A 25,536-nucleotide genomic window follows, 5' to 3' on the forward strand; every position below is an offset into this window, starting at 1 on the left:
GACCTCAGGACGACACGGGGGTACGCATGGTGACGAACTCTTCGGCAGCCGTTGGGTGTACGCCAATGGTTTCATCAAACAATTGCTTGGTGGCTCCGGCCTTGATTGCCACCGCCAAGCCCTGAACGATTTCGCCGGCGTCCGGCCCGACCATATGGCAACCGAGCACACGGTCTGTGGCAGCGTCCACCACCAGTTTCATCAAGGTGCGTTCCTGGCTTTCAGTCATGGTCAGTTTCATCGGTCGGAAGCGGCTTTCGAAAACCTGGACGCTGTAGCCCTCCTCCTTCGCCTGCTCTTCGCTAAGCCCGACCGTGCCTATATTGGGTAGGCTGAATACCGCCGTCGGGATCATCCGGTAGTCGACCTTGCGGTATTCCTCTGGCTTGAACAGGCGTCTTGCGACAGCCATGCCTTCGGCCAGCGCTACCGGAGTCAGCTGCACACGACCGATCACATCGCCGATGGCGAGAATCGAGGGTGTGCTGGTCTGGTATTGCTCGTCCACTTCGATAAAGCCACGCTTATCCAGCTGCACATGGGTATTTTCCAGGCCCAGGTTATCCAGCATGGGTCGGCGGCCGGTGGCGTAAAAGATACAGTCGGCTTCCAGCGCTCTACCGTCCTTGAGCGTGGCTAACAGGCTGCCGTCGGCTTGTTTATCGATACGGGCGATGTCGCTGTTGAACTGCAGATCGACACCGCGCTTGTTCAACTCATCCTGCAGGTGCAGACGCACGGCCTTATCGAAGCCACGCAGGAACAGATCGCCGCGATAGAGCAACGAGGTTTTTGCGCCAAGGCCGTTGAAGATCGAGGCAAACTCTACGGCGATATAACCACCGCCCACGACCAGTACCCGCTTGGGCAGTTGCTCAAGAAAGAAAGCTTCATTCGAGCCGATGGCATGTTCATGCCCCGGAACTTCCGGAATTTGCGGCCAGCCGCCGGTGGCAATCAGGATATGTTTGGCGCTGTAGCGTTTACCGCCCAGCTCGACAGTATGGTCATCGACAATCCGCGCGTGGCCTTCCAGCAAGGTCACGCCGCTGCTCACCAGCAGGTTGCGGTAGATGCCATTGAGTCGTTCGATTTCACGGTTCTTGTTGCTGATCAGGGTCGACCAGTCGAAGCGAGCCTCGCCCAGCGCCCAGCCAAACCCCTGAGCCTGTTCGAAGTCATCGGCGAAATGCGCTCCATAGACCAGCAGCTTTTTCGGTACACAGCCGACGTTGACGCAGGTGCCACCCAGGTAACGGCTTTCAGCAACCGCCACGCGTGCGCCATAGCCGGCGGCAAATCGCGCAGCCCGCACACCGCCAGAACCGGCACCAATCACAAACAGGTCAAAGTCGTAGGTCATTTCAGCCTCCAGAGCAGGCCACCAGCATACCCCAAGGCGTGCCAGGGCCTAAACTTGATGCATGCAGAACAGGAGAGCATTTATGCGCCCTACCCTTACTCATCTGGCCTTGCACGTGCCTGATCTCGATGCCTGTGTGAGCTTTTACGAGCAGTTCTGCGCGATGCAGGTGATTCACCAGCGCGCGGGCAAAGGATCACGAATTGTCTGGATGGCCGAACAGGGTAAGGAACACCGCTTTATTTTTGTGATCATGCCGGGCGGACAGGATCGCCAATTGGCTGTGGATGATTACAGCCACTTTGGCTTTGCCCTGGAAAGTCGAGAACAGGTCGATAGCATCGCAGCCCGAGCGCGAGTAGCAGGCTGTCTGGTCTGGGAGCCGCGTGATGAACCCTTTCCTGTAGGCTACTACTGTGGGCTACGTGACCCCGCAGGCAACTATGTGGAGTTCAGCTACGGCCAGCCGCTAGGGCCTGGTGCTGAGCAGATACCCTTGCCCTGAATGCACACAGCCACCCGAAGGTGGCTGTGTATTATCGCGCCAGGCGCCTGATTAATAGGCCTTGCCGGTTTTGTAGAGGTTTTCGAAGCAGAAATTGGTGGCGTCGATATAGCCTTCTGCGCCGCCGCAATCAAAGCGTTTGCCTTTGAACTTGTACGCCATCACACAGCCGTTCTGCGCCTGCTTCATCAGCGCGTCGGTGATCTGAATTTCGCCGCCCTTACCCGGTTCGGTCTGTTCAATCAGATCGAAGATATCCGGGGTAAGAATGTAGCGACCGATGATCGCCAGGTTCGACGGTGCATCTTCCGGCTTTGGTTTCTCGACCATGCTGTTAACCCGGTAGATATCGTCGCGAATCATCTCGCCGGAGATCACGCCATATTTGTGGGTTTCTTCTGGTGGTACTTCCTGGATAGCCACGATCGAGCAGCGGAATTGGTTATACAGCTTGACCATCTGGGTCAACACCGCGTCACCGTCTAGGTTCAGGCACAAGTCATCGGCGAGAATCACTGCAAAAGGCTCGTCACCGATCAATGGACGGCCGCAGAGAATGGCATGGCCGAGGCCTTTCATTTCAACTTGGCGGGTATAGGAAAAGGTGCATTCGTCGATCAAACGACGGATACCAACCAGATATTTCTCTTTATCCGTATCGCGAATCTGGTGCTCAAGCTCGTAGCTGATGTCGAAGTGATCTTCCAGCGCGCGCTTACCGCGGCCAGTGATCATGGCTATTTCCGTCAACCCGGCTTCCAACGCCTCTTCAACGCCGTACTGGATGAGCGGCTTGTTCACGATCGGCAGCATTTCCTTGGGCATGGCCTTGGTGGCTGGCAGAAAGCGGGTACCGTAACCGGCTGCTGGGAACAAGCATTTCTTGATCATGGGAAACCTTGGGTAGATGGGGTGAAAATCGCGTGCGCAGTTTATCAGGCTGCGCTGGCCTTACAATGCCCCTGCGCGGGCCGGCCAATGCCTCGGTAAAGGAACCCCAGCTCAGCCAACTGCAGGGCGTCATAGATATTGCGTCCATCAAACAGCACGGGCATGCGCATCAAACCACGAATGCGGGCGAAATCGGGCTGGCGAAACTGCTTCCACTCGGTGACGAGTACCAGCGCATCAGCACCTTCAACAACGCTATACGGCGAGGTGCTCAAACGCAGTTGACCGCTACCAATCGCCTGGCCGTAGCGCTCTGCCAGAGCCGTTGTTGCGACCGGATCACAGGCCTGAACGCTGACGCCAGCTGCCAGTAAGGCGTCCAGCAGAATCAGACTGGGGGCTTCACGCAGATCATCAGTACCTGGTTTAAAAGCCAGCCCCCAAAGTGCCACCACCCGCCCTTGCCAATAACCGGAAAAATGCTCACGCAGGGCCTGGAACAGCAACGTCTTCTGTAGCGCGTTACGAGCTTCGACTGCGCGCAGGATGCCAGGTTCAATGCCTTCCTGCTCTGCGCAGCGAATCAGCGCCCGCACATCCTTGGGAAAGCACGAACCACCATAGCCGCAACCGGCGTAAATAAAGTGAGTGCCAATGCGTTTGTCGCTGCCAATGCCACGCCGCACATCCTCAATGTCGACATCCAGGCGCGAGCAGAGGCTGGCCATTTCGTTGATAAAGGATATCTTGGTGGCCAAAAAGGCGTTGGCGGCATATTTGCTGAACTCTGCCGCCCGCAGCCCCATGCAGAGTAAACGCTCGTGATTGCGCAGAAACGGCGCGTACAGACGGCGTAACAGCGCATGGCCCTGCGGTTCATCACAGCCGACAATCACGCGATCCGGCCGCATAAAGTCGTCAATCGCCGAGCCTTCCTTGAGAAATTCCGGGTTACTTGCCAGCGTCACCGCAAAGCGTTTGCCGCGTTTGCTCAATCGATTGTTGATGCGCTGGGCAACACGCTCTGCCGTACCCACCGGCACCGTTGATTTATTCACCACCACGCAGTTCTGCTCAAGCAAATCGCCTAGCTCATCGGCAACGGCCAGGACATGGGACAAGTCTGCGGAGCCGTCCTCCCCGCTCGGCGTGCCTACCGCGATAAAGATGATCTCAGCCTTCGTAATGCCTTCATTGAGGTGCTGACTAAAACTCAGCTGACCGCTACTCAGGTGGGTCTGCAGCATGGCCTCCAGCCCAGGCTCGTAAATCGGCGACTGGCCATGGGCAAGCCGAGCCACACGTTGCACATCGCGCTCAACGCAGATCACCCTATTGCCCATTTCGGCAAAACAGGCTGCCGATACCAGCCCCACGTATCCTGCGCCAATCACACAAATCCGCATCGCCTGCACTCCTCACTGAGTTACCGCGATTGCAGCTAAAGCAGATGGCAGGCGTATGACATAAGTACGACACTCGGGTGACAGCACTTGATAAGCCGTGCGCTCAAATTTCAGGCACAAAAAAACCGGCTACGAAGGCCGGTTCTAGTGGATTTCAGGTTCATACAGGAACATCTGAAATCATGTACATGGTGCCCGAAGCCGGAATCGAACCGGCACGAGGTTACCCTCGAGGGATTTTAAGTCCCTTGCGTCTACCGATTTCGCCATTCGGGCGGTAGCGCTACGTTGTAAGGCTTGGACTATATACAGCCCTTCGATGCCTCGCAAGGTTTCAAACTAAAATGAAAAAGCCTCGTAAATCAGTGATCTACGAGGCTTTTCTAATTGGAGGCTGAGGTCGGAATCGAACCGGCGTTCACGGATTTGCAATCCGGTGCATAACCACTCTGCTACTCAGCCTTGAAACTAAACGGACCGTGTAAAACGGCCCGTTGAAAATGGAGCGGGAAACGAGACTCGAACTCGCGACCCCGACCTTGGCAAGGTCGTGCTCTACCAACTGAGCTATTCCCGCTTGTCGTGCTGACGGCCGCCATTCTATAGCTTCAGGACGGCCAGTCAACCCCTTGATTCAAAAAAGCTTATTTCTTTTCCGAGGTGATTCGCAGGTGTGGCCATGCAGCCAACAGGTACTGCGCCATCGACCACAGGGTGAGTACGGCAGCAATGATCAACAGGACGTAACCCAGTACAACCCAGGCAGTAAATGTTGGCGGATTGGCCAGCAAAATCACCAAAGCGACCATCTGAGCGGCTGTTTTCCATTTGGCCAGTTTTGAAACCGCGACATGCGCCCTGGCGCCCAATTCAGCCATCCACTCACGCAGTGCAGAAACAACAATTTCACGGCCGATGATGATTGATGCTGACAGGGTCAACCAGAGGTTGGCGTGTTCGGCCACCAGTAATACCAGGGCCACCGCCACCATGAGTTTGTCAGCAACGGGATCAAGAAATGCACCAAAAGGTGTGCTCTGCTCCCAGCGACGGGCCAAATAACCGTCCAGCCAATCGGTTGCAGCCGCGACTGAAAACACTGCACTCGCCGCCCAATAGCTCCAACTGAAGGGAAGGTAAAACAGCAGAATAAACACCGGTATCAGCAATACGCGGAGCACAGTAAGCAGGTTGGGGATATTCATCGACACAACTTGGCGGTAAAGAGAATCGGCATTCTACTCACTGTGCAGGGCCGCATAAATCAACTCAGCGAGTTTTTTGCTGATTCCAGGTGCTTTGGCAATTTCTTCGATGCTGGCACGTGATAACTCTTGCAGCCCACCAAAATGATTAAGCAGCTCACGCCGGCGCTTAGGCCCTACGCCCGCGACGTCCTCAAGTGTTGAGGTGCGACGGGTTTTACCGCGACGGGCACGATGTCCGGTGATAGCAAAACGGTGTGATTCATCGCGGATCTGCTGTATCAGATGCAGCGCTGGTGAATTCCCCGGCAAGGTGAACTCATGTGCGGCGTCATTCAGGTAGAGGGTTTCCAAACCCGGTTTGCGCGTGGTGCCTTTGGCGACGCCGAGCAGAATCAGGTCTGGCACCGACAGCTCTTCGAGCACTTCACGGGCCATGGCCAGCTGCCCTTTGCCACCATCGACCAAGAGGATGTCCGGCAGCTTGCCTTCGCCATCCTTGATCTTGCTGAAGCGCCGAGTGAGCGCTTGATGCATGGCGGCATAATCGTCACCCGGCGTCACGCCCTCAATGTTGTAGCGGCGGTAATCGGATTTCAGCGGCCCCTCGGGGCCGAATACCACACAAGAGGCCACGGTCGCCTCGCCGCTGGAATGACTGATGTCAAAGCACTCCAGGCGTTGCGGCACTTCATCCATATCCAGCGCTTCGGCCAGGGCGTCAAAGCGCGCGGCAACGTGCTGTCGATTGGCTAGGCGTGCTGCAAGGGCCTGCTCCGCATTGGTCACCGCCAGCTGCTGCCAACGCGCGCGAGTACCGCGAACGCGGTAGCTGATGCTCAGCTCGCGGCCGCGTAGCTCATCGATGGCGGCGATCAATGTGGGGAAGTCTTCGTGCTGCGCATTGACGATAAGCTCGCTCGGCAGATCGCGTTCCTGACTGCTCAAGTAATACTGCGCGAGGAAGGCAAGCAGTACGTCACTGCCCTCCTCCTCAATCGCCACCTGCGGGAAAAAGTTTTTACTGCCGAGCACTCGGCCACCACGCACACTGATCAAATGCACGCATGCGCCACCGGGATTGACCATGGCCGCGACCACGTCCACATCACCGGTTCCACCTTCCATGCTCTGCTGGTCTTGAACCCGGCGCAGCAGCGATATCTGGTCGCGTAATCCGGCAGCCCGCTCAAAGTCGAGAGCCATGGCGGCGGCCTGCATGCCGCTGGACAGCTCATCGGTCAGGGCATTGCTGCGGCCTTCGAGGAACATCACCGAATGGCGGACGTCATCAGCATATTCAGCGGGCTCTACCAGGCCGACACAGGGGCCTTTGCAGCGTTTGATCTGGTACTGCAGGCAGGGCCTTGTGCGATTCTTGTAGAAACTGTCCTCGCACTGGCGCACCAGAAAAGTTTTTTGCAGCAGATTAAGGCTTTCGCGAATGGCACCTGCGCTGGGATACGGGCCGAAGTACCTGCCTTTCTGCTTTTTCGCGCCGCGGTGAATGCTCAGGCGCGGGAAGTCGCCGTCGGAAAGCAGCACATAGGGATAGGACTTATCATCGCGCAGCAGAATATTGTACGGCGGGCGCCATTCTTTGATCAGCGTCTGCTCAAGCAGCAGGGCTTCGGTTTCGTTGGCGGTGATGGTGGTTTCGATCTGAGCGATTCGGCCGACCAACGCGGCGGTCTTTGGCGCTAAGCCGCTCTGGCGGAAGTAGCTAGCCAGGCGCTTTTTCAGGTTTTTGGCTTTGCCGACATACAGCAGTTTGGTGTCCACATCGAACATGCGGTACACGCCAGGACGACCGCTGCAGGTGGAGAGGAATGCGCTGGAGTCGAAAGCGGCAGGACTGTTATCAGGTGTTGGCATCAATCATGCCGTGGCGTACGGCCAGCAGGGCCAGTTCGACATCACTGGTAATCGAGAGCTTTTCAAAGATGCGATAGCGGTAGGTATTCACGGTTTTCGGCGACAAGCAAAGCTTATCGGAAATGGCCTGAACCTTTTGGCAGCCTGCAATCATCAGTGCGATCTGAATTTCGCGCTCGGACAGTAAGTCGAACGGTGAGTTACTGCTCTGTGGCTGAAATGACTTGAGTGCCAGCTGCTGGGCAATCTGCGGACTGATATAGCGTTGCCCGCTGAATACCATGCGAATCGCCTGAACCATTTCTTCCAGTGCAGCGCCCTTAGTTAGATAGCCAGCGGCACCGGCTTGCAGGAGGCGCGTGGGGAAAGGGTCTTCCTCACATACGGTTACGGCAACAACTTTAAGATCAGGATGGCTGCGAATTAGCTTACGGGTGGCTTCAAGACCACCGATACCCGGCATTTTGATGTCCATCAGAACAACGTCAGGTTTCAGCTCGCGGGCTTTTTTCAGGGACTCTTCGCCTGATTCGGCTTGGCCGACCACCTGTAAACCGTCGATATCGGCCAGCATACGAGTAATGCCGGTGCGTACCAGGTCGTGGTCATCAACAACGAGAACTCTGATCAAGCGTCACCCCGGTCGACATCAACTGCGTTGAGCAGTTGCTGGGTTGAAAGTCTGGTGCCTGTAGGCCACCAGCTTGGCGCATAACCGTCAAAAGGCAAGCGCCAATAAGTGAGCGCTAAATGACGGCCAGAGAAAATATGGCGGAAGCGGTGAGATTCGAACTCACGGAAGAGTTTCCCCTTCGACGGTTTTCAAGACCGTTGCATTCAACCGCTCTGCCACGCTTCCGGCGTTTGCGGGCGGCAATCTTACCCGAACGCAACACGCTGTCAAACTCTGCGTGTTGGCTCTTTATTCGCCTCTGCTATGATCCGGCCCGACCTTGGTCACGGAACCATCAGCCATTTCAGGAGTGTCGCCATGAACGAACACAATTATGCACTTGACCATACGCAGGTTGAGCAGCAAGAAGTCAGCCGCGTCCTGCGCAACACCTATGGCCTGCTGGCCATCACCCTGGCCTTCAGCGGCTTGGTGGCGTACATCGCGCAGCGCGCCAATGTGCCTTACCCGAATATCTTTGTGGTGCTGATCGGCTTCTATGGCCTGTTCTTCCTCACCGCCAAACTGCGTAATTCGGCTTGGGGCCTACTTTCGACCCTCGCTCTGACCGGCTTTATGGGCTACACCCTCGGCCCAATCCTCAATCGCTACATGGGCATGGCCAACGGTGCTGAAGTTGTCAGCTCGGCCTTCGCCATGACGGCCCTGGTGTTCTGCGGCCTGTCGGCTTACGTACTGACCACCCGCAAGGACATGAGCTACCTCAGTGGCTTCATCACTGCGGGTTTCTTTGTCCTGCTGGGCGCGATGGTTGCTGGCTTCTTCTTCGAGATTAGCGGTCTGCAACTGGCGATCAGCGCAGGTTTCGTGCTGTTCTCCTCGGCCTGCATCCTGTTCCAGACCAGCGCAATCATCCATGGCGGTGAGCGCAACTACATCATGGCGACCATCAGCCTGTATGTATCGATCTACAACCTGTTCGTCAGCCTGCTGCAGATTTTCGGCATCATGGGCAGCGACGACTGATTCAAGTTGCTGTGAAAAGCCCGCTCCGGCGGGCTTTTTTATGCTTGCCATCCGTGCCAGGCACCCTAAGGGCCGTCGCTACGCGACGTTAAAAATGACTCCCGGTCATTTTTTATGCCTGCCACGCGCATCTTGGCGGTTCAGGCTTTATCATTCCGGCAAATTGGCTCGCCAGGTTTGCTATGAAGTTCGCCATCGCCCTGTTCTCACCTCCCCATGCGCCCTCCTCGCGCCGTGCGCTGCGTTTTGCGCAGGCTGCATTGGCGGGTGGGCATGAGATCGTGCGGCTGTTCTTTTATCAGGATGGCGTACACAGCGCCTCGAGCAATGTGGTTTGCGCGCAGGATGAGGTGGACCTACCCCGCGAATGGCGAGAATTTGTGCAAGCTCAGCAGCTGGATGGCGTGGTGTGTATCGCCGCCGCCTTACGCCGTGGCGTGTTGAATGACGATGAAGCCCAGCGCTACTCGCGCACGGCTGCCAATCTTGATGCGCCCTGGGAGCTTTCTGGCCTGGGCCAGTTGCACGAAGCAGCGCAGCTGGCGGATCGTCTAGTGTGCTTTGGAGGACCTTGAGATGAGTAAGTCGCTGTTGGTCATCAGCCGCCAAGCACCCTGGTCCGGCCCCGGCGCGCGCGAAGCACTGGATATCGCGCTGGCCGGCGGCGCCTTCGATTTGCCGATTGGCCTGCTGTTTCTCGATGACGGGGTATTCCAGCTGAGCAGCGCTCAGCAACCGGCCACCCTGCAGCAGAAAGACCTCAGCGCCAACCTGCAGGCCTTGCCGATGTTCGGTGTCGAGGCGCTGTATGTCTCGCAGCGCAGCTTGGCCGAACGTGGCCTGCAGGATCAACCCAGCAGCCTCGCTGTCGAGCGCCTCGATGATTCCTCGATAAGCGCCTTGATTGACCGTTACGACCAGGTGATTACGCTCTGATGGCTACCTTGCACGTACTTTCGCACTCGCCCTTTACCGATAGCCGCCTGAGCAGTTGCCTGCGCATTCTCGGCAGCCAGGATGCCCTGCTGCTCTGCGGCGACGCCGTATACGCCTTGCAGGACGGCAGCGCGCAGCGTCAAGCGCTTGAACTGATGTCCGAAAACATTGCGCTGTATGCCCTGGATGAAGACGTGCAGGCTCGCGGCCTACTGTGCCCCACCCGCCTCAAGCAGGTCGATTACCCCGGTTTCGTTGCGCTGAGCTGTCAATACGACAAGGTAAACACCTGGCTATGACGGCATTGAATGTTGAAGGTCGCAGCCTGGCGCTGGACAAAGACGGCTATCTGCTCGACCTGGCGGATTGGTCCGAAGCTACCGCGCACGCCCTAGCACAACGTGAAGGCATCAGCCTGAGTGCCGAACACTGGGAAATCCTTTGGCTGGTGCGCAGCTTTTACGACGAATTTCAGTTGTCCCCGGCCAACCGTCCGCTGATCAAATTTGTAGCCGTGAAAATCGGCCCCGAAAAAGGCAATAGCCTGAACCTCAATCGCCTGTTCAATGGCGCTCCCGCCAAACTCGCCGCCAAGCTGGCGGGCCTGCCCAAACCGACCAATTGCCTATGAACCTTGTTACTCCGCCGGAACATCCTTTCGCTCAATTTGTACGCATTCTAGGTAAGGGCAAGCGTGGCGCACGTAACCTGACTCGCGAGGAAGCCCGAGACGCCATAGGCATGCTGCTTGATGGGAAGGCCGAAGAAAGCCAGCTGGGCGCATTTCTGATGCTGTTGCGGCACAAGGAAGAAAGCGCCGAGGAAATGGCCGGCTTTGCCGAAGCCGTGCGCGCGCGCCTGCAAGCGCCAGCGATTCAGGTTGATTTGGATTGGCCGAGCTATGCCGGGAAGAAGCGCCACCTGCCTTGGTTCCTGCTAGCCGCCAAAGCACTGGCCAATAGCGGTATTCGCATCCTGCTGCATGGTGGCGGCCCACACACTGCCGGGCGGATGTACAGCGAACAGCTGCTCGAAACCCTGCACATCCCGCTGTGCCGCAACTGGGATAGCGTCGAGCAGGCATTGGCACACCAGCACCTGGCGTTTATCCCGCTGGGCGACTGGATGCCGCAACTGCAACGCATGATCGACCTGCGCAATATCCTCGGCCTGCGCTCACCGATTCATTCCCTGGCGCGCATTCTCAACCCGCTGGGCGCGCGTTGCGGCCTGCAGAGCATCTTTCATCCGGGTTATCAGGCAGTACACCGTGAAGCCAGCCAGTTGCTCGGCGATAGCGCTGTAGTTATCAAAGGTGAAGGCGGCGAAATCGAGATCAACCCGGACGCCACCAGCCACCTGTATGGCACGGCTAATGGCGACAACTGGGATGAGGAATGGCCGGCACTATCGCCGCAGCGCCATGTCAAACCCGAATCATTGCAGCCCGCTCACCTGGCCGCGTTCTGGCGTGGTGAAGTGGCCGATGATTACGGCCAGCTGGCCGTAATCAGCACCATGGCTCTGGCCTTGCGCGCCCTCGGCGAACCGCGTGAACAAGCCCTGGAGCGCGCCGCCCAGATGTGGGCGGCGCGCAATCAGACGCTCGCCTGAGCCCCTTCGAACCAGGCCAGTTTCTCCCGCAGCTGCACCACTTCGCCGACTATGACCAACGTCGGCGCATGCACCTCATGCTCCGCCACCAGCTCCGCCAGATTGGCCAGGGTGCCAGTAAACACTCGCTGGTTCTGCGTGGTGCCTTGCTGGATCAATGCTGCCGGGGTTGTTGCGGCGCGACCATGGGCAATCAGCTGCTGACAAATAATCGGCAAACCCACCAGCCCCATATAAAACACCAGAGTTTGACTGCTGGCGGTGAGTTCATTCCAGGGTAAATCACTGCTGCCATCTTTCAGGTGACCAGTAACAAAACGCACCGACTGCGCATGGTCTCGGTGGGTCAGCGGAATCCCAGCATAAGCGGCGCAGCCAGAGGCTGCGGTAATGCCAGGAACAACCTGAAAGGGGATGCCGTGGGCGGCCAGCTCTTCAATTTCCTCTCCGCCGCGACCAAAGATGAACGGATCTCCGCCTTTAAGACGTAGCACCCGCTTGCCTTCTTTGGCCAGATTGACCAAGCGCTGGTTGATCTGCTCCTGCGGTACGGCATGCTCGGCACGCCGTTTGCCGACATAAATGCGCTCGGCATCACGGCGGCACAGTTCGATAATCGCAGGTGCCACCAGGCGGTCATACAACACAACATCGGCTTGCTGCATCAGGCGCAAGGCGCGGAAGGTCAGCAAATCAGGATCACCCGGCCCTGCGCCAACCAGATACACCTCGCCCAAGGTGCGCGGGGCAATGCCGGCAATTTTTTCTTCCAGCAAACGCTGACCTTCCTGCAGCTTACCGGCGAATACGCTTTCGGCCACCTGGCCCTGGAACACATCCTCCCAGAACACCCGGCGCTGCTGCACATCGGGGAAGAGCCCTTTGACCTGGGCACGAAAGCGTTTTGCCAGACCAGCCAGCTGGCCATAGGTCGCGGGAATCCACGTCTCGATCTTGGCGCGAATCAGCCGCGCCAATACAGGAGCATCGCCGCCACTGGTAATCGCCACAATCAAAGGTGAGCGATCAACAATGGCGGGGAAAATCACGCTGCACAGTTTCGGCGCATCCACCACATTGACCGGAATGCCCAGGGCCTGCGCCTCAGCCGAGATTTGCGCATTCAGCGGTTCGTCATCGGTGGCCGCAATAATCAGCGCCACACCGTGAAGATCCGCCGACTTGTAATCACGCAGCAGCACCTCGCCGTGCCGAGCGCTGGCCATCTCACGCAGCTCATCGCGAATCTCCGGCGCAACTACACGCAAGGTTGCACCTGCATCACTGAGCAAGCGCGCCTTGCGCACGGCAACTTCGCCGCCACCGACCACCAGTACCAGGCGATCCTGCAGTTTGTGGAACAGGGGCAGAAAATCCATGACGCACGCTCTCAATCGGGTAAACAAAACGGGGCGGCACTGGCCGCCCCGTCGCAGGTAACTGAAATCCGGATTAACCGATGATTTCGATACCGCCCATATAGGGCTTCAGCACGTCCGGCACGCGAATGCTGCCATCGGCCTGCTGGTAGTTCTCCAGCACGGCAACCAGGGTGCGGCCTACTGCCAGGCCGGAGCCGTTCAGCGTATGTACAAGCTCAGGCTTGCCGGTTTCCGGGTTGCGGTAACGCGCTTGCATACGGCGCGCCTGGAAGTCACCGCAGTTAGAGCACGAAGAAATCTCGCGGTACTTGTCCTGGCTCGGCACCCAGACTTCAAGGTCGTAGGTTTTCACTGCACCGAAGCCCATATCACCGGTACACAGCGCCAGTTTGCGGTATGGCAGCTCAAGCAGCTGAAGCACGCGCTCGGCGTTAGCAGTCAGGCTTTCCAGCGCTTCAAAAGACTTGCTCGGCTCTACGATCTGCACCATCTCGACCTTGTCGAACTGGTGCTGACGGATCATGCCGCGGGTATCACGGCCGGATGCACCAGCTTCACTGCGGAAGCATGGCGTGTGAGCAACAAGCTTCAGCGGCAGTTGCTTGGCATCTAGAATCTCGCCGGCAACGATATTGGTCAGCGACACCTCTGCGGTCGGGATCAGATACAGATCGGCTTCACCTTCGCGGGCGATCTTGAACAGGTCTTCCTCGAACTTCGGCAGCTGGCCAGTGCCTTGCAGCGCCGGAGCCTGCACCAGATAAGGCGTGTAGGCTTCTTCGTAGCCGTGCTCGCCGGTGTGCAGGTTGATCATAAATTGCGCCAGGGCGCGGTGCATGCGCGCAATCGGCCCGCGCAGTACAGCAAAGCGCGCACCGGACAGCTTGGCGGCAGTCTCGAAATCCAGCCAGCCGTGCTGCTCGCCGAGGGCAACGTGATCCTGAATCGGGAAATCGAAGCTACGTGGAGTGCCCCAGCGGGAAACTTCAACGTTGCCCTCTTCGTCTGCACCAACCGGCACCGACTCGTGTGGCAGGTTGGGTATGTTCAGCAGCAGGTTGTCGAGCTCAGTCTGAATGCTGTCGAGGTCACGCTTGCCCTGCTCCAGATCGCTGCCCATCTGATCCACTTCTGCTAGCAGCGGCGCAATGTCTTCACCGCGCTGCTTGGCTTGGCCAATGGATTTGGAGCGACTGTTACGTTCGGCCTGCAGCTGCTCGGTGCGGGTCTGCAGCGTCTTGCGCTGAGCCTCAAGCGCTTCGAAGCGCGCAACATCAAGGACAAAACCACGGGCGGCCAGGCGCTCGGCCACTTCATGGAGTTGGGTACGAACGAGTTTGGAATCGAGCATGTTCTGGTCTCAACACATCACAAGGGTTTGCATGGCCTAGGCCATGACGCGCAATGCCGCGCAGTTTAAGGCTTTAACAGGGTTGGGTGCCACACCACCCTAGTCAGCCCGGCTCGCAGGCCATTGAAAAACGTAGGCGAGGCAGCCAGCGCAAGGCAAAAACAGGCGAAAAGCGGAGTTTACGAGCTGTAAATGAGCATTTGAGCCTGTGTTTAACGCCGCGATGGCAACGCAGATAGTTTTTAAACAGCCTGCTACTGGTACAGGCGTGCCAGGGCAAATCCGCCCCAGACGGCGAGCACACCGCCGACCACGCTGCACAGTAAGTAGGCAAACGCCTCATTGTGGCGGCCACTTTCAAACAGTTTGAGCAGCTCAAGGCTGAATGAGGAAAACGTAGTAAAGCCACCTAGCAGACCGATGATCAGGCCACTGCGCAACTCGATTGGCAGGTCGCTGCGCAGCAGAAACAAGCCTGACAACAAACCGATCACTAGACACCCGAGGATATTGACCGTGAAGGTGCCCAGGTAGAAATGCCGAGGCCATTGCGCCACCACCCAGCTGGCGGTAAGAAAGCGCAGTACAGAGCCCACAGCACCACCGAGGGCAACAGCCAAGGCCACGCGAATCATGGTTTTCTCCGTTGCCGAGGGCTGTTGCGGTCCTGGTTTTTCAAATGCTGCAGCTTGTCGCGAATCTTCAACTCCAGACCACGTGGCACTGGCTGGTAATACTCGCGTGGCTCAAAGGTGTCCGGAAAGTAATCTTCGCCTGCCGCATAGGCATCGGGCTCATCATGGGCGTAGCGATATTCATCACCATAGCCCAACTCTTTCATAAGCTTGGTCGGCGCATTGCGCAGGTGCAGCGGGACCTCCTGGGAACCATGCTCGGCGGCATCACGCATGGCGGCCTTGAAGGCGTTGTAGACTGCATTACTTTTCGGTGCACATGCCAGATAGACAATCGCCTGAGCCACTGCCAGTTCACCCTCAGGGCTGCCCAAGCGCTCTTGTACATCCCAGGCATTCAGACAGAGGGTCAATGCACGCGGATCGGCATTGCCAATGTCTTCGCTGGCCATACGCACCACGCGCCGGGCGATATACAGCGGATCACAGCCACCATCGAGCATGCGCGCAAACCAGTACAGCGCGCCGTCCGGGCTGGAACCGCGTACTGATTTGTGCAGCGCGGATATCTGGTCGTAAAAGGCTTCGCCGCCCTTGTCGAACCGCCGACGGGTATCGCCAAGCAGATTGAGTAACAACTCACTGCCGATCTCACTGCCGTCTTCGGCCAGGTCGGCGGCGTTTTCCAGAAAGTTGAGTAAACGCCGGCCGTCGCCATCGGCGGCAGCCTGGAGTATCTTGAAGCTTTCTTCCGGCAGGCTCAGCTGGCGTTCGCCCAGGCCCTTCGGGTCGCTCAAGGCGCGATCAACCAGTTTGCGTAGCGCGCTTTCATCCAGGCTTCTCAGCACATACACGCGAGCGCGTGAGAGCAAGGCGTTATTCAGCTCAAAAGAAGGATTTTCCGTGGTGGCACCGATAAAGATCAGCGTGCCGTCTTCCACGTAAGGCAGGAAAGCATCCTGCTGCGATTTATTGAAACGGTGCACTTCATCGACAAACAGGATGGTCTGGCGGCCATATTGCGCGGCGTGCTGCTGCGCCACTTCCACGGCCTGGCGAATTTCCTTGACCCCGGAAAGCACCGCTGAAATGGTCTCGAAGTGCGCATCGGACACCTGTGCCAACAGGCGCGCCAGGGTGGTCTTGCCGACGCCTGGCGGGCCCCAGAAGATCATCGAATGTAGCGCGCCCTGCTCCAGGGCTTCCCGCAAGGGTTTGCCACGCGCCAGCAAGTGCTCCTGGCCGACGTACTCATCCAGACTGGCGGCACGCAAACGTGCAGCCAGGGGTTGAGCGACGGGAGCCTTGCGAAACAGATCCATGACTGCGGTTTAACGCCTCTCGTTCTGAGCTTTTTACTCTTGGATTACGTCCGCGCCGGCCGGAATCTCGAAGGTGAACTGTGCATCGTCCTGCGGCTCATTCATTTTCACGTTGAGGAAAAGAATGTTGGTGCGCTGGCCAATGCTGTCGATCAGCTGCATATCGTTGAGCACCTTGTTGCGGAACGACAGACGCAGGCTGTCGAACAGGGTGTCCTTGGATTTTGGCTTGAGGATGAAGTCGACCACGTTGCCGCCTTCGTTGTGGCTGATCTCGAAGTTCTCACGAATCTTCGACACATCGCCGGACAGCAGCAGCGCCGGGGTATGGGTCAGACGCTGATCGAGGGTCTGAATGGTCACCTGTTGCAGATCCGGGTCATACAGCCAGACCTTCTCGCCGTTGGAAACCAGCAGCTGCTCCATCGGCGCATCGGTGTGCCAGCGGAACAGACCCGGACGTTTCAGCGCGAGCTGGCCAGCAGTTTCCTGCAGCTGGGTGCCGCTGCCGTCGAGGGTCAGCTGGGAAAAGCGTGCGTTGATGGTCTGCGCCTGGTTAAGCAGCTCGGTCAAACGCTGCACGGCAACTTCATCGTCGGCCATGGCGGCAACGCTGGTAAAACTCAGTACGGTCAGCAACAACATGCGAATCAGGCGCATGGGACTCCTTATCAGATCGGGCTAGGCGTTAATCGCGAACGGGGCTTGGTGCTATGACCTCGCGAGAGCCATTGGTGTTCATTGAGGTGACGACGCCGGCCATTTCCATGGCCTCGATCATCCGTGCGGCTCGGTTGTAGCCGATCTTCAGCTTGCGCTGCACCGCAGAAATAGAGGCGCGGCGACTTTCCAAAACGAAATTGACTGCTTCGTCGTAAAGCGGATCGGACTCGCTGCCTTCACTGCCTTCGCCGCTGCCACCCTCAAAGCCGCTACCGGACTCTTCAGCGCCGGCCAGGATGTCATCGATATAGTCAGGCGTGCCGCGCTGTTTCCAAGCCTCAACCACGCGGTGTACTTCCTCGTCGGAGACGAAAGCGCCGTGCACACGAATCGGTAAGCCGGTGCCCGGCGGCATATAGAGCATGTCACCGTGGCCCAGTAGCTGTTCGGCGCCGCCTTGGTCGAGGATGGTGCGCGAGTCGATCTTGCTCGATACCTGGAACGCCATACGGGTCGGGATGTTGGCCTTGATCAGACCGGTGATCACATCCACCGAGGGGCGCTGGGTCGCGAGAATCAGGTGAATCCCCGCGGCACGGGCTTTCTGCGCGATGCGCGCGATCAGCTCTTCAACTTTCTTGCCGACGATCATCATCATGTCGGCGAACTCGTCGACCACGACCACGATGGTAGGCAGGGTTTTCAGCAGCGGCGCTTCATCGTGCATGCTTTCGCGCTTGTACAGTGGATCACTCAGCGGTTCGCCCGCCTCTTCGGCATCTTTGACCTTGCGGTTGAAGCCGGCCAGGTTACGCACACCCATCTTCGACATCAGCTTGTAGCGACGTTCCATCTCGGCCACCGACCAGCGTAGGGCGTTGGCGGCTTCCTTCATATCGGTCACCACCGGGCACAGCAGGTGCGGAATTCCTTCGTAGATCGACAGTTCGAGCATTTTCGGGTCGATCATGATCAAGCGAGCCTCTTCGGGCGTGGACTTGAACAGAATCGACAGGATCATTGCGTTAACCCCTACCGACTTACCAGAGCCGGTGGTACCGGCCACCAGCAGGTGGGGCATCTTCGCCAGGTCGGTGATCACCGGCTTGCCGCCGATGTCATGGCCCAGAGCCAAAGTAACCGGCGACTTGGCCTCATCGTACTCGGGCGATGACAGCACTTCGGAGAAGCGCACGATCTGCCGATCTTCGTTGGGAATCTCGATACCGACGGTGGTTTTGCCCGGAATTACTTCCACCACGCGTACGCTGATAATCGCCATCGAACGCGCCAGGTCCTTGGCCAGGCCAGAAATACGGCTGACCTTGACCCCAGCTGCGGGCTGAATCTCGAAACGGGTAATCACCGGGCCCGGATGAACCGACTCGACGATAACCTCGACGCCAAACTCCTTGAGCTTGATCTCAAGCAGGCGCGACATGGCTTCCAGGTATTCGGGTGAATATTTCTTCTGAACTTTCTCTGCCACATCAAGGATGGAAATCGGTGGCAGGCTGCCGGCCAGGGCGCTGTCTTCAAACAGGTTGACCTGCTTCTCTTTCAACACGCGTTTGCTCGGCTCAGGCGCTTTCGGTGCGGCCGGTGGCGTGATCACAGGGGCCGGGCGGTTGACCCGCTCGCTCATGTGTTTGTTCAGCGATTCTTCGCGCTCAATCAGACGTTCTTTGACCTTGGCCTGTTCACGGCGATCCAGCACGATCGGCGCGGAGACTTCACTGACGCGCTCATCAACCTCACGCAATTGCGCCACCAGCTGCTTGCGCTCAACTCGCGCACTCCACCAGCGATTGGCCAGGCTCTGGATCAGCTCAATCAGGTCGAGGGTGATCTTGCCGGTCAGGTCCATCACCTTGAACCAGGACAGGTCGGTAAATACCGTCAAACCGAAGAGGAACAGCGCAATCAGCAGCAGCGTACTGCCTTGCACATTCAGCGCATTGATCGCCAGCGCCCCCAGGCTTTCGCCCAGCGCGCCGCCTGCGGAGGCCGGCATGCTTGAGCTGGCTTGAAAATGGATATACGCCAGCGCAGCACCGGACAACACCAGAAAGACCAAGCCAATCAGCCGCCAGGAGAACAGCCAGCCGCTCCACTGCCACGGCTGATGACGGGCGCGGAATACCTGCAGGGTTTTTACCGCCAGCAGCAGCGGGAATAGATAGGCGAAATAGCCCAGCGCCATAAATAGGATGTCGGCAAACCATGCACCCGCGCGGCCTGCAGCATTCTGCACTTGCTCAACATTGCTGGTATGGGTCCAGCCCGGATCGGCCGCGTCGTAGGTCAGCAGAGCCATCCATAGATAAAGGCAGAGTGCGCCCAGGCCAATCAGCGCGCCTTCTTTGAGTCGATAAGGCAGCTGCTGACGCCAGAGAGGGGCTTGTGCGGTTGGGCTAGATTTCTTCAAAACGCATCTGTTCCTGCGCCAGAGGCGCCGAATAATTGGTTAACGGCAAAATATGCAGCGATTTTACGGGTTTAACCGCACGATACCAGACCGAGCTGTATGCATAAACAGCTATGGCGGTTGACTCCCGCTCTTCGCCCGCTTCGGTGTAGCATATCTGCCAATATCTTCCGTGCGGCTCAATTGGAGCATGCATTCTCTTTTGTGACAAAGGCTTATGAGGTGTTTTTATGAGCGAAGTCAAGCATTCACGCTTGATCATCCTGGGCTCCGGCCCTGCCGGTTATAGCGCTGCCGTTTACGCTGCCCGCGCCAACCTCAAGCCTGTGATCATTACTGGCATTCAGCCCGGTGGTCAGCTGACCACCACCACCGAAGTGGACAACTGGCCGGGTGATGTTGAAGGCCTAACCGGCCCAGCGTTGATGGAGCGCATGCAAAAGCATGCCGAGCGTTTTGAAACCGAGATCGTCTACGACCACATCCACACTGCTGAGTTGCAATCGCGCCCTTTCACCTTGAAAGGCGACAGCGGTACCTACACCTGTGACGCACTGATTATCGCCACAGGGGCATCGGCTCAGTACCTGGGCCTGCCGTCCGAAGAGGCGTTTTCCGGCAAAGGCGTATCGGCGTGTGCCACCTGCGATGGTTTCTTCTACCGCAACCAGGTGGTCGCGGTGATTGGCGGCGGCAATACCGCGGTAGAAGAAGCGCTGTACCTGTCGAATATCGCCAAGGAAGTGCACCTGGTGCATCGCCGCGACAAGCTGCGATCGGAGAAGATTCTTCAGGACAAGCTGTTCGAAAAAGCAGCCAACGGCAACGTGGTGCTGCACTGGAATCACGCTCTTGAAGAAGTGCTGGGTGACAACACGGGTGTTACCGGCGCGCGCCTGAAAGATACGCAGAGCGGCGTGAGCAAAGATCTGCCTCTAGCCGGCGTATTTATCGCCATCGGCCACAAGCCCAATACCGAGCTGTTCCACGGCCAGCTGGAGATGCGCGACGGCTATCTGCTGATCAAGGGTGGCAATGAAGGCAATGCCACCGCTACCAGCATTGAAGGTGTGTTTGCGGCGGGCGACGTGGCTGACCACGTTTACCGCCAGGCCATTACTTCTGCCGGTGCTGGCTGCATGGCCGCGCTGGATGTCGAGAAATTCCTCGACGACAATTGATCCACTCAGGGCGGACGCACACTCCGCCCTGCCCTCCTCTGTCCAATTTCGGCCCTGCACATGCTGACGTGGCTGCAACGCAACTCACTGGATTTCCCGCCCCTCAATAAAGCCCTGCGCGAGCCCAACGGGCTGTTGGCGGCGGGTGGCGATCTGCGCCCCGCGCGTTTGATCCAGGCTTATCGCCACGGTTGCTTCCCTTGGTTTCAGGATGGCCAACCGATTCTCTGGTGGTCGCCCGACCCGCGCACCGTGCTGCTGCCTGACAAACTGCATGTCTCGCGTAGCCTCTCCAAGGTGCTGCGTCAGGGCCGTTATCGCGTGACCTTCGATCAGGCTTTCGCCGACGTTATCCGCGCTTGCGCCGCACCGCGCAGCTATGCGGCTGAAACTTGGATCACCAGCCCTATGCAGGACGCCTATCTGGAACTGCACAGGCGCGGTATTGCTCATTCGGTTGAGGTATGGCGCGATCGCGAGCTGGTTGGCGGGCTCTATGGCCTGGCTATGGGCCAGCTGTTCTTTGGCGAGTCGATGTTCAGTCGCGCGGACAACGCCTCCAAAGTGGGTTTTGTCACGCTGGTTGAACACTTGAAGAACTGGGGTTTTGTGTTGATCGACTGCCAGATGCCAACCGAGCATCTGCTCAGCCTCGGCGCTCAGACGATTTCCCGTGCCGAGTTTGCCGGCTACCTGAGCGACCATCTTGATCAATCCAGCCAGGCCGACTGGGTCGCCTAGGCGAGTTTGCCAGCCTGGCTTACACTTAATTCAAGACCGATCCCGAGAGTCGATCATGACTGAGCTGGCCCGCTTGAAGTTTTATGCCACTCAACCGCACCCCTGCAGCTATCTGCCCGATGAGCAGGCGACAACCCTGTTCCTCGACCCCAGCCAGCCCATGGATGCGGATGTTTATGCTGAGCTTTCGGAAATGGGCTTTCGTCGCAGCGGCGACCACCTCTATCGCCCGCACTGCCAACGTTGCACCGCCTGCGTCCCAGCGCGCATCCCTGCCGCGCAGTTCAGCCCGAATCGCCAGCAACGGCGCATTTTTAAGCGTAATCAGGACATTCAGGTTCGCCTGGTGCGCCCGGTATTTACCGAAGAGTATTACGCGTTGTACGTGCGCTACATTGAGCAGCGGCACGCTGATGGCGATATGTACCCGCCCAACCGCGAACAATTTTCGACCTTTCTGGTGCGTGATCTGGCTTTTTCCCGTTTCTATGAATTCCGCCATGACAACCGCCTACTGGCAATTGCCGTAACCGATGTACTGCCCAATGGGTTGTCGGCGGTTTACACCTTTTACGAGCCAGGCGAGGAACGACGCAGCCTTGGGCGCTTTGCCATTCTCTGGCAAATTGCCGAAGCGGCGCGTCTCGGGTTGCATGCGGTCTATCTGGGCTACTGGATCAAGAACTGCCGCAAGATGAATTACAAGACCCAGTACCGACCAATAGAGCTGTTCGTCAACCAACGCTGGGTCAGTCTTAACTGAAGCCCTTGGCGCAAACCCCAAATTTCGGGCACAATGCACGCCGCTTTTGCCTGGCGCCAGTTGCACCGGGCCATTCATTGGATACCGAGGGCTTTACTGCATGTCGAAAGAAGACAGCTTCGAAATGGAAGGCACTGTCGTCGACACCCTGCCCAACACCATGTTCCGTGTGGAGTTGGAAAATGGGCACGTCGTTACTGCGCACATCTCCGGAAAGATGCGCAAAAATTACATCCGCATTCTGACTGGCGACAAAGTTCGTGTTGAACTTACGCCTTATGACTTGAGCAAAGGCCGCATTACTTACCGCGCCCGTTAACAGGCCAGCGAAAACTCAGTTTTCCGGCATCTGTTACACCAAGCTCCAGTAAAAACGCCCGGCAATGCCGGGCGTTTTTGTGCGCGCAGGAAAACTGCGACTAGGCCATTTCCGCGGTGGTTTCGAAATCGAAGGTCAGCTCACCACCTTCAATATCGATATGCACCACACCACCGTGCTCAGCCAGCTCACCAAACAGGATCTCTTCCGCCAGTGGACGCTTGATCTTGTCCTGGATCAGGCGCGCCATCGGCCGAGCGCCCATCTGCACGTCGTAACCGCTTTCTGCCAACCAGCTACGCGCTGCATCGCTGACCTCAAGCGTGACACGCTTGTCCTCCAGCTGCGCCTGCAGCTCGGTGAGGAACTTATCGACGATGCTTTTGATCACTTCGTGACTCAGACGGCCAAACTGGATAATGGTATCCAGGCGGTTACGGAACTCCGGCGTGAAGCTCTTCTTGATCACTTCCATGGCATCAGACGAGTGGTCCTGATGGGTAAAGCCAATGGATGCCCGCGCCGCTGTTTCGGCACCGGCGTTAGTGGTCATGATCACGATCACGTTGCGGAAGTCCGCCTTGCGGCCGTTGTTATCGGTCAGGGTGCCGTGATCCATGACCTGCAGAAGCAGGTTAAAGACTTCCGGGTGAGCCTTTTCGATCTCATCGAGCAGCAATACGCAGTGCGGCGTTTTGGTAATGGCCTCAGTGAGCAGACCGCCCTGATCAAAGCCGACATAGCCCGGCGGTGCGCCGATCAGGCGCGACACCGTGTGACGCTCCATATACTCGGACATGTCGAAACGTACCAGCTCAACGCCCATGGCCTTGGCCAGCTGGCGAGCGGCTTCAGTTTTACCAACACCCGTAGGGCCGGCAAACAGGAAGGAGCCCACCGGTTTGTCAGGTGCCTTGAGTCCTGCACGCGACAACTTGATCGCCGTCGACAGCGAGTCAATCGCCGCATCCTGGCCAAACACGGTGAGCTTCAGATCGCGTTCCAGATTACGCAGCAGTTCTTTGTCCGAGCTGCTGACGTGTTTTGGCGGAATACGGGCAATTTTCGCCACGATGTCTTCGACCTGCGCCACATCGATGCGGGTCAGGCGTTTTTCTAGCGGCTGCAAGCGCTGATAGGCCCCTGCCTCATCAATTACATCAATCGCCTTGTCCGGCATATGCCGGTCATTGATATAGCGCGAGGCCAGTTCAGCCGCAGCACGCAGGGCTTCATCACTGTACTCGATACTGTGATGCTGCTCGAATCGACCTTTCAGACCACGCAGGATTCCGATGGTGTCTTCCACCGAAGGCTCAACCACATCGACTTTCTGAAAGCGCCTAGCGAGGGCACGGTCTTTCTCGAAGATGCCGCGGAACTCCTGGAAGGTTGTGGAACCGATGCAGCGAATCTCACCCGATGAAAGCATGGGTTTAAGCAGATTGGAGGCATCCATGACACCGCCTGATGCAGCGCCCGCACCAATGATGGTGTGGATTTCATCAATAAACAGAATGGCATGTGGGCGCTTGCGCAGCTCATTCAGCAGCGCCTTCAGGCGCTTCTCAAAATCACCACGGTACTTGGTGCCGGCCAGCAGTGCGCCTAGATCCAACGAGTAAACCACGCTGTCCGCTAGCAGATCAGGCACCTGGTTATCGACAATGCGCTTGGCCAGGCCTTCAGCAATGGCGGTCTTGCCGACACCCGCTTCACCCACCAATAGCGGATTGTTCTTACGCCGACGCGCAAGAATTTGCGCCACACGTTCGACTTCCGACTCGCGACCGACAAGCGGATCAATGCGGCCCTGGCGAGCGAGTTCGTTCAGGTTACTGGCATAAGCATCCAGCGGATTGCTCGAGCTGGAGGACTCGCCGCCCTCGTCGTCCTGCATTTCCTGTTCGGTTTCCGAATGGCCACCATGGCCCGGTACCTTGGAGATGCCGTGGGCAATAAAGTTGACCACATCGATACGCGCGACGCTCTGCTGCTTAAGTAAAAATACCGCCTGACTTTCCTGCTCGCTGAAGATTGCTACCAGTACGTTGGCACCGGTCACTTCACGCTTGCCGGAACTCTGCACGTGGAACACCGCGCGCTGCAGAACGCGCTGGAAACCCAGCGTAGGCTGCGTTTCGCGCTCTTCGTCGTGTTGTGGGATTAGCGGCGTGGTGGAGTCGATAAATTCCTGCAGATCATGCCGCAACTTGTCCAGGTTGGCCCCACACGCGCGCAGCACGCTGGCAGCGGCCTCGTTATCCAGGAGGGCCAGCAGCAAGTGCTCAACCGTCATAAACTCATGACGCTTGGTACGAGCCTCCTTGAAAGCCAGATTGAGGGTGACTTCGAGCTCTCGATTTAACATAGCTTCACCTCATGCCCAAGTGGCCGGCGTTAACCGTCCTTCTCTATTTCACAGAGTAGCGGATGCTGGCTCTCTCTCGCATATTGATTCACCTGTGTCGCTTTGGTTTCAGCAATATCGCGGGTAAACACTCCACACACTGCCCGCCCCTCTGTATGGACGGTCAGCATGATTTTGGTCGCCATTTCTCGATTCAGGTTGAAAAACACCTCGAGAATCTCGACCACGAAATCCATGGGCGTGTAGTCGTCGTTAAACAAAATCACTTTATACATAGGAGGCGCCTGCAGGGCAGGCTTGGATTCCTGAACGGCTAAGCCGAAGGAATCGTCCTCATGCTCTGCGGGGCGATCCTGATTGAATGTTAGTCGAATCTGGCTACGTGCATGCATGCTGAATAGCTTCGTTGATGGGCGAATAGTCTGTGCTAGACAGAGTTTGAACGGCTTCTCAGCCAGTTACAGCATTGCCTTGACTATCGGCAAAACGGTGTTACAAACAATGAATACCCACTGTGGGTATTAAGGGGTTTCACAGCTTTACTGGCTTACGTCAAGCAAAGCGTGGAATTGAAGTGGATGATACTCCAGTGATGGAGTCCTTTGCAGAGGGATATCAGCATGGTTAGCGGTAAGGTCAAGTGGTTCAACAACGCCAAAGGCTATGGGTTCATCCTGGCCGATGGTCGAGATGAGGACCTGTTCGCCCACTACTCGGCAATCCAGATGGACGGCTATAAAACGCTGAAGGCTGGCCAGCCGGTAAGCTTCGATATTATTCAAGGTCCAAAAGGACTCCACGCCGTAAACATCAGTGCGGCTACTGCCGTCAGTGAAGCGCCCGCCGCAGTCAAGCAACACCAGGGCTCAACGGTTGAAGTCTGATTACAGTTATCTGGGCAGTTAATCGCCCACAAAAAAGGCCG

The 25,536-nt window shown here is 57.5% G+C and carries 27 protein-coding genes and 4 tRNA genes; 12 read left to right on the forward strand and 19 right to left on the reverse strand.

The features are described 5' to 3' along the window. Window positions 1-4: 4 nt before the first annotated feature. Window positions 5-1,363, reverse strand: a complete 1,359-nt coding sequence (gene gorA, locus ALTER154_RS10775; RefSeq protein WP_160086921.1) for a glutathione-disulfide reductase — start codon at window positions 1,361-1,363, stop codon at window positions 5-7. Between the two features lie 82 nt (window positions 1,364-1,445). On the opposite strand from gorA, the gene ALTER154_RS10780 reads away from it, so the two are divergent. Next, window positions 1,446-1,868 carry a VOC family protein gene (locus ALTER154_RS10780; protein WP_160086923.1) on the forward strand — a complete coding sequence of 141 codons (423 nt, stop codon included), beginning with the start codon at window positions 1,446-1,448 and terminating at the stop codon, window positions 1,866-1,868. A 51-nt stretch (window positions 1,869-1,919) separates the two neighbouring features. Here ALTER154_RS10780 and galU read toward each other — a convergent pair whose 3' ends face one another. The 9 genes from galU to ALTER154_RS10825 all read right to left on the reverse strand — a co-directional run bounded on the left by galU (window position 1,920) and on the right by ALTER154_RS10825 (window position 8,104). Further along, window positions 1,920-2,759 (reverse strand): UTP--glucose-1-phosphate uridylyltransferase GalU, encoded by an 840-nt coding sequence (gene galU / locus ALTER154_RS10785; RefSeq protein WP_160086925.1) that lies wholly within the window; start codon window positions 2,757-2,759, stop codon window positions 1,920-1,922. A 44-nt stretch (window positions 2,760-2,803) separates the two neighbouring features. Beyond that, window positions 2,804-4,165, reverse strand: coding sequence for a UDP-glucose/GDP-mannose dehydrogenase family protein (locus ALTER154_RS10790; protein WP_160086927.1), 1,362 nt, complete (start codon window positions 4,163-4,165; stop codon window positions 2,804-2,806). Between the two features lie 189 nt (window positions 4,166-4,354). Beyond that, window positions 4,355-4,441: transfer RNA gene (locus ALTER154_RS10795), tRNA-Leu, on the reverse strand. Between the two features lie 112 nt (window positions 4,442-4,553). Then, window positions 4,554-4,627, reverse strand: a tRNA-Cys gene (locus tag ALTER154_RS10800). A 39-nt stretch (window positions 4,628-4,666) separates the two neighbouring features. After that, window positions 4,667-4,742: transfer RNA gene (locus ALTER154_RS10805), tRNA-Gly, on the reverse strand. 67 nt (window positions 4,743-4,809) lie between these two features. Beyond that, on the reverse strand, window positions 4,810-5,370 hold the full coding sequence (gene pgsA, locus ALTER154_RS10810; protein ID WP_160086929.1) for a CDP-diacylglycerol--glycerol-3-phosphate 3-phosphatidyltransferase: 561 nt from the start codon (window positions 5,368-5,370) through the stop codon (window positions 4,810-4,812). A 33-nt stretch (window positions 5,371-5,403) separates the two neighbouring features. Further along, the gene (uvrC, locus tag ALTER154_RS10815) at window positions 5,404-7,245 is read right to left on the reverse strand and encodes an excinuclease ABC subunit UvrC (protein WP_160086931.1); all 1,842 of its coding nucleotides are present in this window, start codon (window positions 7,243-7,245) and stop codon (window positions 5,404-5,406) included. After that, window positions 7,232-7,876: a UvrY/SirA/GacA family response regulator transcription factor gene (gene uvrY / locus ALTER154_RS10820; protein ID WP_160086933.1), complete on the reverse strand. Its 645-nt coding sequence runs from the start codon at window positions 7,874-7,876 to the stop codon at window positions 7,232-7,234. Before uvrY ends, uvrC begins: the two co-directional genes overlap by 14 nt. 138 nt (window positions 7,877-8,014) lie before the next feature. Beyond that, window positions 8,015-8,104 (reverse strand) — tRNA-Ser (locus ALTER154_RS10825). A 132-nt stretch (window positions 8,105-8,236) separates the two neighbouring features. Between ALTER154_RS10825 and ALTER154_RS10830 the strand changes: the two genes are divergently transcribed. The 6 genes from ALTER154_RS10830 to ALTER154_RS10855 all read left to right on the forward strand — a co-directional run bounded on the left by ALTER154_RS10830 (window position 8,237) and on the right by ALTER154_RS10855 (window position 11,455). After that, window positions 8,237-8,905: a Bax inhibitor-1/YccA family protein gene (locus tag ALTER154_RS10830; protein WP_160086935.1), complete on the forward strand. Its 669-nt coding sequence runs from the start codon at window positions 8,237-8,239 to the stop codon at window positions 8,903-8,905. Window positions 8,906-9,087: 182 nt separating this feature from the next. Next, window positions 9,088-9,480, forward strand: coding sequence for a sulfurtransferase complex subunit TusD (tusD, locus tag ALTER154_RS10835; protein ID WP_160086937.1), 393 nt, complete (start codon window positions 9,088-9,090; stop codon window positions 9,478-9,480). A gap of 1 nt (window position 9,481) precedes the next feature. Next, on the forward strand, window positions 9,482-9,841 hold the full coding sequence (tusC, locus tag ALTER154_RS10840) for a sulfurtransferase complex subunit TusC (RefSeq protein ID WP_090253705.1): 360 nt from the start codon (window positions 9,482-9,484) through the stop codon (window positions 9,839-9,841). Continuing rightward, window positions 9,841-10,140 carry a sulfurtransferase complex subunit TusB gene (gene tusB, locus ALTER154_RS10845; RefSeq protein WP_160086939.1) on the forward strand — a complete coding sequence of 100 codons (300 nt, stop codon included), beginning with the start codon at window positions 9,841-9,843 and terminating at the stop codon, window positions 10,138-10,140. The genes tusC and tusB overlap by 1 nt, the downstream gene beginning before the upstream one ends. Then, window positions 10,137-10,472 (forward strand): TusE/DsrC/DsvC family sulfur relay protein, encoded by a 336-nt coding sequence (locus ALTER154_RS10850; RefSeq protein ID WP_160086941.1) that lies wholly within the window; start codon window positions 10,137-10,139, stop codon window positions 10,470-10,472. Before tusB ends, ALTER154_RS10850 begins: the two co-directional genes overlap by 4 nt. Further along, complete coding sequence (locus ALTER154_RS10855) at window positions 10,469-11,455, forward strand: glycosyl transferase family protein (protein ID WP_160086943.1); 987 nt, start codon at window positions 10,469-10,471, stop codon at window positions 11,453-11,455. The genes ALTER154_RS10850 and ALTER154_RS10855 overlap by 4 nt, the downstream gene beginning before the upstream one ends. Here the strand turns inward: ALTER154_RS10855 and cysG are convergent. From cysG to ALTER154_RS10890, 7 genes are all read right to left on the reverse strand, one after another. Beyond that, window positions 11,440-12,834 (reverse strand): siroheme synthase CysG, encoded by a 1,395-nt coding sequence (cysG, locus tag ALTER154_RS10860; protein ID WP_160086945.1) that lies wholly within the window; start codon window positions 12,832-12,834, stop codon window positions 11,440-11,442. The two genes, ALTER154_RS10855 and cysG, sit on opposite strands and share 16 nt — an antisense overlap. A gap of 73 nt (window positions 12,835-12,907) precedes the next feature. Next, window positions 12,908-14,188, reverse strand: a complete 1,281-nt coding sequence (serS, locus tag ALTER154_RS10865; RefSeq protein ID WP_160086947.1) for a serine--tRNA ligase — start codon at window positions 14,186-14,188, stop codon at window positions 12,908-12,910. A gap of 254 nt (window positions 14,189-14,442) precedes the next feature. Continuing rightward, window positions 14,443-14,823: a fluoride efflux transporter CrcB gene (gene crcB, locus ALTER154_RS10870; RefSeq protein WP_160086949.1), complete on the reverse strand. Its 381-nt coding sequence runs from the start codon at window positions 14,821-14,823 to the stop codon at window positions 14,443-14,445. Then, window positions 14,820-16,145, reverse strand: coding sequence for a replication-associated recombination protein A (locus ALTER154_RS10875; RefSeq protein ID WP_160086951.1), 1,326 nt, complete (start codon window positions 16,143-16,145; stop codon window positions 14,820-14,822). Before ALTER154_RS10875 ends, crcB begins: the two co-directional genes overlap by 4 nt. A 33-nt stretch (window positions 16,146-16,178) precedes the next feature. Beyond that, window positions 16,179-16,805 (reverse strand): outer membrane lipoprotein chaperone LolA, encoded by a 627-nt coding sequence (lolA, locus tag ALTER154_RS10880; protein WP_160086953.1) that lies wholly within the window; start codon window positions 16,803-16,805, stop codon window positions 16,179-16,181. Window positions 16,806-16,833: 28 nt separating this feature from the next. Then, window positions 16,834-19,236 carry a DNA translocase FtsK gene (ftsK, locus tag ALTER154_RS10885; RefSeq protein WP_160086955.1) on the reverse strand — a complete coding sequence of 801 codons (2,403 nt, stop codon included), beginning with the start codon at window positions 19,234-19,236 and terminating at the stop codon, window positions 16,834-16,836. Then, window positions 19,223-19,498 (reverse strand): hypothetical protein, encoded by a 276-nt coding sequence (locus ALTER154_RS10890; protein ID WP_160086957.1) that lies wholly within the window; start codon window positions 19,496-19,498, stop codon window positions 19,223-19,225. The genes ftsK and ALTER154_RS10890 overlap by 14 nt, the downstream gene beginning before the upstream one ends. Between ALTER154_RS10890 and trxB the strand changes: the two genes are divergently transcribed. From trxB to infA, 4 genes are all read left to right on the forward strand, one after another. Continuing rightward, window positions 19,467-20,417 (forward strand): thioredoxin-disulfide reductase, encoded by a 951-nt coding sequence (gene trxB / locus ALTER154_RS10895; protein WP_160086959.1) that lies wholly within the window; start codon window positions 19,467-19,469, stop codon window positions 20,415-20,417. The two genes, ALTER154_RS10890 and trxB, sit on opposite strands and share 32 nt — an antisense overlap. 60 nt (window positions 20,418-20,477) lie before the next feature. Continuing rightward, window positions 20,478-21,158 (forward strand): leucyl/phenylalanyl-tRNA--protein transferase, encoded by a 681-nt coding sequence (gene aat / locus ALTER154_RS10900; RefSeq protein ID WP_160086961.1) that lies wholly within the window; start codon window positions 20,478-20,480, stop codon window positions 21,156-21,158. A 55-nt stretch (window positions 21,159-21,213) separates the two neighbouring features. After that, entirely contained in the window at window positions 21,214-21,921 is a 708-nt protein-coding gene (locus tag ALTER154_RS10905; protein ID WP_160086963.1) for an arginyltransferase, read from the forward strand. A 100-nt stretch (window positions 21,922-22,021) separates the two neighbouring features. Next, a complete protein-coding gene (gene infA / locus ALTER154_RS10910; RefSeq protein WP_002553999.1) occupies window positions 22,022-22,240 on the forward strand; it encodes a translation initiation factor IF-1 in 219 nt (72 codons plus the stop codon). Between the two features lie 100 nt (window positions 22,241-22,340). On the opposite strand, the gene clpA is transcribed toward infA, so the two are convergent. Then, a complete protein-coding gene (gene clpA, locus ALTER154_RS10915) occupies window positions 22,341-24,611 on the reverse strand; it encodes an ATP-dependent Clp protease ATP-binding subunit ClpA (protein WP_160086965.1) in 2,271 nt (756 codons plus the stop codon). A 29-nt stretch (window positions 24,612-24,640) separates the two neighbouring features. Next, entirely contained in the window at window positions 24,641-25,003 is a 363-nt protein-coding gene (gene clpS, locus ALTER154_RS10920; protein WP_090253676.1) for an ATP-dependent Clp protease adapter ClpS, read from the reverse strand. A 228-nt stretch (window positions 25,004-25,231) separates the two neighbouring features. Between clpS and cspD the strand changes: the two genes are divergently transcribed. Continuing rightward, the gene (cspD, locus tag ALTER154_RS10925; protein WP_160086966.1) at window positions 25,232-25,495 is read left to right on the forward strand and encodes a cold shock domain-containing protein CspD; all 264 of its coding nucleotides are present in this window, start codon (window positions 25,232-25,234) and stop codon (window positions 25,493-25,495) included. Window positions 25,496-25,536: the final 41 nt, after the last annotated feature.

The organism is Pseudomonas sp. 9AZ (assembly GCF_902506525.1).
In the GTDB taxonomy this organism is placed as follows: Bacteria; Pseudomonadota; Gammaproteobacteria; order Pseudomonadales; family Pseudomonadaceae; genus Aquipseudomonas; species Aquipseudomonas peli.

What these genes read in the sequence shown, in the direction of transcription:
- ALTER154_RS10855 (WP_160086943.1), top strand. Translation starts at nt 10,469, where the DNA reads ATGAACCTTGTTACTCCGCCGGAACATCCTTTCGCTCAATTTGTACGC.
- galU (WP_160086925.1), bottom strand. Translation starts at nt 2,759, where the DNA reads ATGATCAAGAAATGCTTGTTCCCAGCAGCCGGTTACGGTACCCGCTTT.
- uvrC (WP_160086931.1), bottom strand. Translation starts at nt 7,245, where the DNA reads ATGCCAACACCTGATAACAGTCCTGCCGCTTTCGACTCCAGCGCATTC.
- infA (WP_002553999.1), top strand. Translation starts at nt 22,022, where the DNA reads ATGTCGAAAGAAGACAGCTTCGAAATGGAAGGCACTGTCGTCGACACC.
- serS (WP_160086947.1), bottom strand. Translation starts at nt 14,188, where the DNA reads ATGCTCGATTCCAAACTCGTTCGTACCCAACTCCATGAAGTGGCCGAG.
- gorA (WP_160086921.1), bottom strand. Translation starts at nt 1,363, where the DNA reads ATGACCTACGACTTTGACCTGTTTGTGATTGGTGCCGGTTCTGGCGGT.
- pgsA (WP_160086929.1), bottom strand. Translation starts at nt 5,370, where the DNA reads ATGAATATCCCCAACCTGCTTACTGTGCTCCGCGTATTGCTGATACCG.
- ALTER154_RS10780 (WP_160086923.1), top strand. Translation starts at nt 1,446, where the DNA reads ATGCGCCCTACCCTTACTCATCTGGCCTTGCACGTGCCTGATCTCGAT.
- clpS (WP_090253676.1), bottom strand. Translation starts at nt 25,003, where the DNA reads ATGCATGCACGTAGCCAGATTCGACTAACATTCAATCAGGATCGCCCC.
- tusC (WP_090253705.1), top strand. Translation starts at nt 9,482, where the DNA reads ATGAGTAAGTCGCTGTTGGTCATCAGCCGCCAAGCACCCTGGTCCGGC.
- tusD (WP_160086937.1), top strand. Translation starts at nt 9,088, where the DNA reads ATGAAGTTCGCCATCGCCCTGTTCTCACCTCCCCATGCGCCCTCCTCG.
- tusB (WP_160086939.1), top strand. Translation starts at nt 9,841, where the DNA reads ATGGCTACCTTGCACGTACTTTCGCACTCGCCCTTTACCGATAGCCGC.
- ALTER154_RS10890 (WP_160086957.1), bottom strand. Translation starts at nt 19,498, where the DNA reads ATGATCAAGCGTGAATGCTTGACTTCGCTCATAAAAACACCTCATAAG.
- aat (WP_160086961.1), top strand. Translation starts at nt 20,478, where the DNA reads ATGCTGACGTGGCTGCAACGCAACTCACTGGATTTCCCGCCCCTCAAT.
- cspD (WP_160086966.1), top strand. Translation starts at nt 25,232, where the DNA reads ATGGTTAGCGGTAAGGTCAAGTGGTTCAACAACGCCAAAGGCTATGGG.
- ALTER154_RS10875 (WP_160086951.1), bottom strand. Translation starts at nt 16,145, where the DNA reads ATGGATCTGTTTCGCAAGGCTCCCGTCGCTCAACCCCTGGCTGCACGT.
- ALTER154_RS10905 (WP_160086963.1), top strand. Translation starts at nt 21,214, where the DNA reads ATGACTGAGCTGGCCCGCTTGAAGTTTTATGCCACTCAACCGCACCCC.
- ALTER154_RS10850 (WP_160086941.1), top strand. Translation starts at nt 10,137, where the DNA reads ATGACGGCATTGAATGTTGAAGGTCGCAGCCTGGCGCTGGACAAAGAC.
- cysG (WP_160086945.1), bottom strand. Translation starts at nt 12,834, where the DNA reads ATGGATTTTCTGCCCCTGTTCCACAAACTGCAGGATCGCCTGGTACTG.
- lolA (WP_160086953.1), bottom strand. Translation starts at nt 16,805, where the DNA reads ATGCGCCTGATTCGCATGTTGTTGCTGACCGTACTGAGTTTTACCAGC.
- ALTER154_RS10790 (WP_160086927.1), bottom strand. Translation starts at nt 4,165, where the DNA reads ATGCGGATTTGTGTGATTGGCGCAGGATACGTGGGGCTGGTATCGGCA.
- trxB (WP_160086959.1), top strand. Translation starts at nt 19,467, where the DNA reads ATGAGCGAAGTCAAGCATTCACGCTTGATCATCCTGGGCTCCGGCCCT.
- clpA (WP_160086965.1), bottom strand. Translation starts at nt 24,611, where the DNA reads ATGTTAAATCGAGAGCTCGAAGTCACCCTCAATCTGGCTTTCAAGGAG.
- ALTER154_RS10830 (WP_160086935.1), top strand. Translation starts at nt 8,237, where the DNA reads ATGAACGAACACAATTATGCACTTGACCATACGCAGGTTGAGCAGCAA.
- crcB (WP_160086949.1), bottom strand. Translation starts at nt 14,823, where the DNA reads ATGATTCGCGTGGCCTTGGCTGTTGCCCTCGGTGGTGCTGTGGGCTCT.